The 9,252-nt window shown below is 62.6% G+C and carries 6 protein-coding genes and 2 pseudogenes; 7 read left to right on the top strand and 1 reads right to left on the bottom strand.

All coding sequences use genetic code 11. From position 1 onward, the window contains the following. The 3 genes and pseudogenes from Q7T45_RS15055 to Q7T45_RS15045 form a co-directional block, all read left to right on the top strand. Positions 1 to 180: pseudogene (locus Q7T45_RS15055) on the top strand (50S ribosomal protein L11); the annotation flags it as partial. Positions 181 to 186: 6 nt separating this feature from the next. Then, positions 187 to 879 carry a 50S ribosomal protein L1 gene (gene rplA / locus Q7T45_RS15050; protein WP_304871734.1) on the top strand — a complete coding sequence of 231 codons (693 nt, stop codon included), beginning with the start codon at positions 187 to 189 and terminating at the stop codon, positions 877 to 879. Positions 880 to 962: 83 nt separating this feature from the next. Continuing rightward, a complete protein-coding gene (locus tag Q7T45_RS15045; RefSeq protein WP_304871733.1) occupies positions 963 to 1,916 on the top strand; it encodes a 2-hydroxyacid dehydrogenase in 954 nt (317 codons plus the stop codon). Positions 1,917 to 1,934: 18 nt separating this feature from the next. Here the strand turns inward: Q7T45_RS15045 and Q7T45_RS15040 are convergent, their stop codons facing one another. Then, positions 1,935 to 2,540 carry a hypothetical protein gene (locus Q7T45_RS15040; RefSeq protein WP_304871732.1) on the bottom strand — a complete coding sequence of 202 codons (606 nt, stop codon included), beginning with the start codon at positions 2,538 to 2,540 and terminating at the stop codon, positions 1,935 to 1,937. Between the two features lie 643 nt (positions 2,541 to 3,183). Between Q7T45_RS15040 and rplJ the strand changes: the two genes are divergently transcribed. The 4 genes and pseudogenes from rplJ to Q7T45_RS15020 all read left to right on the top strand — a co-directional run. After that, positions 3,184 to 3,702 carry a 50S ribosomal protein L10 gene (gene rplJ, locus Q7T45_RS15035; RefSeq protein WP_304871731.1) on the top strand — a complete coding sequence of 173 codons (519 nt, stop codon included), beginning with the start codon at positions 3,184 to 3,186 and terminating at the stop codon, positions 3,700 to 3,702. Between the two features lie 57 nt (positions 3,703 to 3,759). Beyond that, positions 3,760 to 4,131 (top strand): 50S ribosomal protein L7/L12, encoded by a 372-nt coding sequence (gene rplL / locus Q7T45_RS15030; protein ID WP_304871730.1) that lies wholly within the window; start codon positions 3,760 to 3,762, stop codon positions 4,129 to 4,131. Between the two features lie 446 nt (positions 4,132 to 4,577). Beyond that, a complete protein-coding gene (gene rpoB / locus Q7T45_RS15025) occupies positions 4,578 to 8,699 on the top strand; it encodes a DNA-directed RNA polymerase subunit beta (RefSeq protein WP_304871729.1) in 4,122 nt (1,373 codons plus the stop codon). A gap of 130 nt (positions 8,700 to 8,829) precedes the next feature. Further along, a pseudogene (locus Q7T45_RS15020) lies at positions 8,830 to 9,252 on the top strand (DNA-directed RNA polymerase subunit beta'); the annotation flags it as partial.

Raw genomic sequence — 9,252 nt, 5'->3', positions numbered from 1 at the left:
GCCAAAATCCAGTCCGGGTCGAAAGCCCCGGGCCGCGACAAGGCCGGCGCGGTGACCAAAGCGCAGGTGCGCGAGATCGCCGAGAAGAAGATGAAGGATCTCAATTGTGACTCCATCGAGTCGGCCATGAAGATGGTCGAGGGCTCTGCCCGTTCGATGGGTCTCGAAGTTGCGGGGTAACGGGTCATGGCAATCGGAAAACGCTTGAAGAAGGCCCGCGAGGGCGTTGATCGCGAGAAGCTTTATCCGCTCGCGGACGCCATCAAGATGGTCAAGGAACGCGCCACGTCGAAGTTCGACGAGACGGTCGAGATTGCGATCAATCTCGGCGTCGATCCGCGTCACGCCGACCAGATGGTGCGTGGCGTGGTGACCCTGCCGAACGGCACCGGCCGCACCTTGCGCGTCGGCGTGTTCGCGCGCGGCGCCAAGGCCGACGAAGCCAAGGCCGCGGGAGCCGACGTCGTCGGCGCCGAGGACTTGGTCGAGAAGGTGCAGGGCGGTCAGATCGATTTCGACCGCTGTATCGCCACTCCCGACATGATGCCGCTGGTTGGCCGGCTCGGTAAGGTGCTGGGACCGCGCGGCATGATGCCGAACCCGAAGATCGGCACGGTCACGATGGACATCGCCAACGCCGTCAAGGGCGCCAAGGGCGGTTCGGTCGAGTTCCGGGTCGAGAAGGCCGGCATCGTGCAGGCCGGCATCGGCAAGGCGTCGTTCACGGCAGACAAGCTGGTGGAGAACGTCAAGGCGCTGGCGGATGCCGTAGCCAAGGCGAAGCCCGCCGGTGCCAAGGGCACCTACATCCAGCGCGTCGCGGTTTCCTCCTCGATGGGGCCGGGCGTGAAGGTTGAGCCGGGCACGCTGCTCGGCTAAAGGCCGCGCGACGACAATCATTTCAAGGGCGGGACGGGGAAACCCGTTCCGCCCTTTGTCTTTTGACTTCAGGAATTCAGCCGATGTCCAACAAAGTCTTGATCTATTCCCGTTTCCCCAAGGCGATGATGGTGCGCTTCGCGCAAAGCTTCGAACTGATGGAAACGGGGGGCAAGCCGCTTGGCGAGGTATTCGCGGCGGACCAGCTTTCGGGGGTGACCGCGATGGTCACGGCCGGCGGTACCCCGCTCGGCGCAGCCGCGATGGACCTGATGCCGAAGCTCGGCGTCATCGTCTGCTATGGCACCGGTTATGACGGTGTCGATCTCGCCGCCGCGGCGCAGCGCAAGATCGCGGTCGCCCACAGTCCGGGCGCGAATGCTGCCTCGGTCGCCGATATCGCGGTCATCCTGATGCTGGCGGCGACGCGGCGGCTGCTGCCGGCGGACGATTATGTCCGAAGCGGCGGCTGGTCATCGGCAAAACCGTCGCCGATGATGCGGCCGCAGGCAGGCATGCGCGGGCGCCGCATCGGCGTCTACGGCATGGGCGAGATCGGCCGCAAGATCGCGGCCCGGGTGGCGGCGTTCGAGACCGAGGTCGGCTATTTCAGCCGCAACAAGCACGACGTGCCCTATCAATACTTCCCGAGCCTCGAGGCGCTGGCGGATTGGTGCAGCGTGTTGATGATCGCGGTCCGCGCCGGCGCCGACACCCACCACGCCGTCGATGCCCGGATCCTGAAAAGGTTGGGGGCGGACGGCTATGTCGTCAACATCTCCCGGGGCTCGGTGATCGACCAGCCGGCTTTGGTCGCAGCGCTGGCCGACAATACCATCGCGGGCGCCGGCCTCGACGTGTTCGAGCAGGAGCCGCATGCGCCGGATGCGCTGACCGCGCTCCCGAACGTGGTGCTGACCCCGCATATCGGCGGCCACACCCTGGAATCGCACACGGCGATGCAGGACTGCGTGATCGCCAATCTCGATGCGCACTTTGCCGGCAAGCCGCTACCCTATGAGGTGCGGGGCGGCTGAGAGGCCGGCGGCATCCCTTCAGGCCGCAATGCCTTTTTCGGGCATGATGTGGGCCTGGTAACCCAGGGTGCGGGCGACACCGGCCAATCCATTGAGCAACCGGACCTGCACGCCGAGCGGAATGCCGGCAATGTAGGTGACGGGGAGAAGCCCGTCGGCGAGGACCAGTGCGCCTTGCAGCGGGTTTCGAATGTCGCCTTTTCGGTTGGCGCGTCCTTGCTGGCTCAAGGCTGTCAGGGTCTCGAAAAATCGTTCGACCCCGGCGAGGATTTGGGCCTCCGGCGTCGGCGGGGTGATCCGTTGTCGAATGTGCATCTTCGTCGTCCCTGTGTTCCAGGGATGGACGTGGGACGTGTTGGCCGGGATGGTGAAGGTGTGCGGGGCACCGGCCGCAAATTCCTTTCGGCCGATCCGGCAGGCCGCGCTGCCCTCAAGCAGGTCGAAATGCTCAATTCCGAAACCTTCAGGCCCGGCATGGCAGTGCGCGGCGGCGGCAAGCCGCTCGCCCGGGGGGACGAGCCATTCGATCGCCAATTCGCTTCCGCCGGATGAAGCGCTGGTGGTGACAAACACCAGCTTTGTCCGCGTGACCGGATTGAAGTAGGTATCGCCCGGCTTGGCCATGTCTTTTCCTCCGATTCGTCGAATGCAGGACCGATTGGGCTGATACGGGTCGCCAGCTGCGCGGTTTCGGCCGTTTTTCACCCTGTTCGCCGCGGCCCGCATTTTGCACTCTAAAGCCGGAAAAGACTTGGCAAGCCGGAAAAGACTCGTTAAACAATCGCTTCCGGGCGTGCTGGCTGTTGCTGGCACGTCCGTGCTCGCATTCCGAAAACCCGATACGCTAGGAGATCATTCCTTTCAGGACATCCGCATGGATTGCTCGAAAGGAAGGAAAACCCGTCGATTTCGGGAGGGATGAGGGCAGGGGTCTTTCGGCTCGCCGAATGATCTCGATCCTGTCCAAGACTGCAGGCGCCCGCGATGAGACGCAAGTTTCTTCAACGGCTTAATCCATCGGCCTGCATAGACGGGTGAAGACCGGATTTCGCTTTACGCCGCGTTTCGCGCGACGGCAGCGGGTAATGGTTCGAACCTCGACACCCCGTGCCCATCAGGCGCGGGAGGGCAGGCTTTTCAAATGTCGTCGTGCCCGGCGTGTCCTGAGGCCTAAAGTGGTCTCGAGGTCAGGTTTTGGGCGGGACGATGGGTGCAACCCGGCGGTCCTGCCTCTAAGGCGCAGACCGCCAACCGGAGAGAGCTTGCTGTGGAAAGAGCGGCAAAAAAGGACGCGGTTGAAGCGCTGAACGGTGTGTTCAAGACCACCAGCGTTGCAGTCGTCGCCCACTATTCCGGCCTCACCGTGGCCCAGATGCAGAAGCTGCGTACGCAGATGAAGCTGGCGGGTGCGTCGGTGAAGGTCTCGAAGAACCGTCTCGCCAAAATTGCTCTTGAAGGCACAGACGTCGTTGCCATCGGTTCCCTGCTGAAGGGACCGACCGTGATCGCGACTTCCAACGATCCGGTAGCGGCGCCAAAGGTTGCCATCGAATTTGCCAAGGCGAACGAGCAGTTCGTCATTCTCGGCGGATCGATGGGTAAAACCGTCCTGGATGTGAACGGCGTCAAGGCGCTCGCCGCCCTGCCGTCGCTCGATGAACTGCGCGCGAAGATCCTCGGCCTCCTTGTGGCGCCGGCGACCAAGATCGCTCAGCTCTCGACTGCGCCCGCGGCCAAGCTCGCGCGCGTCATTCAGGCCTATGCCTCAAAGAGCGAAGCGGCCTGACGCCCTTCGCAAACATCAAACCTGGTTCGAACCGAATTCGCTTAAGGAAACAGATCAATGGCCGACCTACAGAAGATTGTTGACGACCTCTCCAGCCTCACCGTGCTCGAAGCTGCCGAGCTCGCGAAGCTCCTTGAAGAAAAGTGGGGCGTGTCCGCCGCTGCCGCCGTTGCGGTGGCCGGTCCGGCCGCTGCCGCCGCTGCTCCCGCGGAAGAAAAGACCGAGTTCACGGTCATGCTCACCGCCGCCGGCGAGAAGAAGATCGAAGTCATCAAGGAAGTCCGCGCCATCACCGGCCTGGGCCTCAAGGAAGCCAAGGACCTCGTCGAAGGCGCCCCCAAGGCCGTCAAGGAAGGCGTCAACAAGGACGAAGCCGAGAAGATCAAGGCCCAGCTCGAGAAGGCCGGCGCCAAGGTTGAGCTCAAGTAGCGCAGTTACGCGAGCGACATTCCCGGGCGAGCATCGGCAGACCAGGGGATCGCAAACGTGGGACGGAACGATCCGTTCCATGTTGTACACAAGAATGTGTGGGGATTCGGAGGTTTAACCCTCGAATCTCCACGATTGTCATCCCATATCGGGACGGCAGCACGAAAGCACGGTTGGCGGCGGGAACGGTGACGCTTCTGCGCAGACCGTTGGGAGACAGGCAATTTCGGGCTTTTTCGGTCCGTAACTAAGCAGGTTGAGACGGGCGGGTGCGGAAGCGCCCCGCGCGTCGTTTTGCGTTTTGAAGGTGCGGGGCTTCGATTTGGGATTTAAATCCTGAAATGAGACTTCAGACTTTCGGAATGTTTGGGAAATTCAACCCGGGGGCGATGGCAGTCGCGCTTCGGAAGGTTCGCCCCTCACGGGCGACGAAATGAGAGGCCACGATGGCGCAGCAGACATTCACGGGTCGCAAACGGGTTCGCAAGTTCTTCGGACACATCAAGGAAGTCGCGGAGATGCCGAACCTCATCGAGGTTCAGAAGGCGTCCTATGACCAGTTCCTGATGGTCGATGAACCCGTCGGCGGCCGGCTGGACGAGGGCTTGCAGGCGGTGTTCCGGTCGGTGTTCCCGATCTCGGATTTCTCCGGCACCTCGATGCTGGAATTCGTCCGCTACGAATTCGAACCGCCGAAATACGACGTTGACGAGTGCCGTCAGCGCGGCATGACCTATGCGGCGCCGCTCAAGGTGACGCTGCGCCTGATCGTGTTCGATATCGACGAGGAAACCGGCGCCAAGTCCGTCAAGGACATCAAGGAGCAGGATGTCTACATGGGCGATATCCCGCTCATGACCATGAACGGCACCTTCGTCGTCAACGGCACCGAGCGCGTCATCGTCTCGCAGATGCACCGTTCGCCCGGCGTGTTCTTCGATCATGACAAGGGCAAGACCCATTCGTCCGGCAAGCTGCTGTTCGCCGCGCGCGTCATTCCCTATCGCGGCTCCTGGCTCGATATCGAATTCGACGCCAAGGACATCGTGTTCGCGCGCATCGACCGCCGCCGCAAGATTCCGGTGACCTCGCTGATGTTCGCCCTCGGTCTCGACGGCGAAACCATCCTGAGCACCTTCTACAAGAAGATCAGCTACAAGCGCGCCAAGGAAGGCTGGCGCGTGCCGTTCGACGCCACCCGTTTCCGCGGCTACAGCACCATCAACGACCTGATCGATGCCGACAGCGGCAAGGTCGTGCTCGAAGCCGGCAAGAAGCTGACCGTGCGTGCCGCCCGCCAGCTGCAGGAAAAGGGCCTCAAGGCGCTGCGCCTGTCGGATGAAGAGTTGGTCGGCAACTATCTCGCCGAGGACCTCGTCAATCCGAAAACCGGTGAAATCTACGCCGAGGCCGGCGAGGAAATCACCGAGAAGTCGCTGAAGGCGCTCAACGAGCAGGGCTACAAGGAATTGCCGCTGCTCGACATCGACCATGTCAATGTCGGCGCCTACATCCGCAACACGCTGAACGCCGACAAGAACATGACGCGTGAAGACGCGCTGTTCGACATCTATCGCGTGATGCGTCCCGGCGAGCCGCCGACCATCGACTCCGCGCAGACCATGTTCCAGTCGCTGTTCTTCGACAGTGAGCGCTACGACCTGTCCGCGGTCGGCCGCGTCAAGATGAACATGCGCCTCGAACTCGACGCGCCCGACACCCATCGCACGCTGCGCAAGGAAGACATCCTGGCCGTCATCAAGACGCTGGTCGACCTGCGCGACGGCAAGGGCGAGATCGACGACATCGACCATCTCGGCAACCGGCGCGTGCGCTCGGTCGGCGAGCTGATGGAGAACCAGTACCGCATCGGCCTGCTGCGCATGGAGCGCGCGATCAAGGAACGCATGTCCAGTGTCGATATCGACACCGTGATGCCGCAGGACCTGATCAACGCGAAACCCGCCGCAGCCGCTGTGCGCGAATTCTTCGGCTCGTCGCAGCTGTCGCAGTTCATGGACCAGACCAACCCGCTGTCGGAAATCACCCACAAGCGCCGCCTCTCGGCGCTTGGGCCCGGCGGTCTGACCCGCGAGCGTGCCGGCTTCGAGGTGCGCGACGTGCATCCGACGCATTACGGCCGCATCTGCCCGATCGAGACGCCGGAAGGCCCGAACATCGGTCTGATCAACTCGCTGGCGACGTTCGCGCGCGTCAACAAGTACGGCTTCGTCGAGACGCCCTATCGCAAGGTCAAGGACGGCCGCGTCACCGACGAGGTGGTCTACCTCTCGGCGATGGAAGAGGGCCGCTATCACGTCGCGCAGGCGAACGTGGCGCTCGACGCCAAGGGCCGCTTCACCGACGACCTCGTGGTCTGCCGCCACTCCGGCGACGTGCTGATGATCACGCCGGACAAGGTCGACTACATGGACGTGTCGCCGAAGCAGCTGGTTTCGGTGGCCGCGGCGCTGATCCCGTTCCTCGAGAACGACGACGCCAACCGCGCGCTGATGGGCTCGAACATGCAGCGTCAGGCCGTGCCGCTGGTGCGCGCCGAAGCGCCGTTCGTCGGCACCGGCATGGAAGGCGTGGTCGCCCGCGATTCGGGCGCCGCGATCGCCGCGCGCCGCACCGGCGTGATCGACCAGATCGACGCCACCCGTATCGTGATCCGCGCCACCGACGATCTCGATCCCACCAAGTCGGGCGTCGATATCTACCGGCTGATGAAGTACCAGCGCTCCAACCAGTCGACCTGCATCAACCAGCGTCCGCTGGTGAAGGTGGGCGACCAGGTGGCCAAGGGCGACATCATCGCCGACGGTCCCTCGACCGATCTCGGTGAACTCGCGCTCGGCCGCAACGTGCTGGTCGCGTTCATGCCGTGGAATGGCTACAACTTCGAAGATTCGATCCTGCTTTCCGAGCGGATCGTGAAGGACGACGTCTTCACCTCGATCCATATCGAGGAATTCGAGGTGATGGCCCGCGACACCAAGCTCGGCCCCGAGGAAATCACCCGCGACATTCCGAACGTTTCGGAAGAAGCGCTGAAGAAACTCGACGAAGCCGGCATCGTCTACATCGGCGCTGAAGTCCGCGCCGGCGACATCCTGGTCGGCAAGATCACGCCGAAGGGCGAAAGCCCGATGACGCCGGAAGAAAAGCTTCTGCGCGCCATCTTCGGTGAAAAGGCCTCCGACGTCCGCGATACCTCGCTCCGCGTGCCCCCGGGCGTGCAGGGCACCATCGTCGAAGTCCGCGTCTTCAACCGGCACGGCGTCGACAAGGACGAGCGCGCTCTGGCGATCGAACGGGAAGAGATCGAGCGTCTGGCCAAGGACCGCGACGACGAACAGGCGATTCTCGACCGTAACGTCTACGGCCGCCTGGCGGAGCTTCTGGAAAATCGCCAGGGCATCGCGGGTCCGAAGGGCTTCAAGAAGGACACCAAGATCACGCGCGCCGTGCTCGACGAGCACCCGCGTTCGCAATGGTGGATGTTCGCGTCCCCCAACGACAAGCTGATGGCCGAAATCGAAGCGATGCGGAAGCAGTACGACGAATCGAAGAAGGGCCTTGAACAGCGCTTCCTCGACAAGGTCGAAAAGCTGCAGCGTGGCGACGAATTGCCGCCCGGCGTGATGAAGATGGTCAAGGTCTTCGTCGCGGTGAAGCGCAAGATTCAGCCCGGCGACAAGATGGCCGGCCGTCACGGCAACAAGGGCGTGGTGTCCAAGATCGTTCCGATCGAGGACATGCCGTTCCTTGAAGACGGCACCCACGCCGACATCGTGCTCAATCCGCTGGGCGTGCCGTCGCGCATGAACGTCGGTCAGATTCTTGAAACCCATCTCGGCTGGGCCTGCGCCGGCCTCGGCAAGCGCATCGGTCAGACCATCGATGCCTACCTTGCCAGCGCCAAGCAGGACCTGAAGCCGCTGAAGGAGACCTTGAAGAAGATCTACGGCGATGACGAAACCATCAAATCGCTCAACGACAGCGAGTTGATGGAGCTCGGGCGCAATCTCAGCCACGGCGTGCCGATCGCGACGCCGGTGTTCGACGGGGCCAAGGAAGCCGACATCGAGGAGATGCTCAAGCTTGCCGGTCTCGACGCGTCGGGCCAGTCGACCGTCTTCGACGGCCGCACCGGCGACACGTTCGACCGCAAGGTGACGGTTGGGTACATCTACATGCTCAAGCTGCACCATCTGGTCGACGACAAGATCCATGCGCGTTCGATCGGGCCGTACTCGCTCGTTACCCAGCAGCCGCTGGGTGGCAAGGCGCAGTTCGGCGGACAGCGTTTCGGCGAAATGGAAGTGTGGGCGCTCGAGGCTTACGGCGCGGCGTACACGCTCCAGGAAATGCTGACCGTGAAGTCGGACGACGTCGCCGGCCGTACCAAGGTGTACGAGGCGATCGTGCGTGGCGACGACACGTTCGAAGCCGGTATCCCGGAATCGTTCAACGTGCTGGTCAAGGAAATGCGTTCGCTGGGCCTCAACGTCGACCTGCACAATTCCAAGGCGGGCGGCGCGACATCCGAGGCGGCCGAGTAACACAAAAAGCGATCTGCCCGGCGCTTTGCGCCGGGCATCCGCGCTTCGCTCGGACGTTGGGCGAAACGCGTGGCGTCAAAAAGAATTTCGAATTTGCTGCCGGTGACGATCGGCACGCGAGGAGAAGACCATGAACCAAGAAATTATGAATCTCTTCAACCCGACGACGCCGGCTCAGGTCTTCGACCAGATCCGGATCTCCATCGCGTCTCCGGAGAAGATTCTGTCGTGGTCCTACGGCGAGATCAAGAAGCCGGAAACCATCAATTACCGCACGTTCAAGCCCGAGCGTGACGGCCTGTTCTGCGCCCGTATCTTCGGTCCGATCAAGGATTACGAATGCCTGTGCGGCAAGTATAAGCGCATGAAATACAAGGGCATCGTGTGCGAAAAGTGCGGTGTCGAAGTCACCGTGTCGAAGGTCCGCCGTGAGCGGATGGGCCATATCGAGCTCGCCGCCCCGGTCGCGCACATCTGGTTCCTGAAGTCGCTGCCGTCGCGCATCGGCCTGTTGCTCGACATGCAGCTCAAGCAGCTCGAGCGGATCCTCTAT

Source organism: Bradyrhizobium sp. (assembly GCF_030646015.1).
Lineage (GTDB): Bacteria > Pseudomonadota > Alphaproteobacteria > Rhizobiales > Xanthobacteraceae > Bradyrhizobium.
This window is presented reverse-complemented; position numbering and strand designations above follow the sequence as displayed.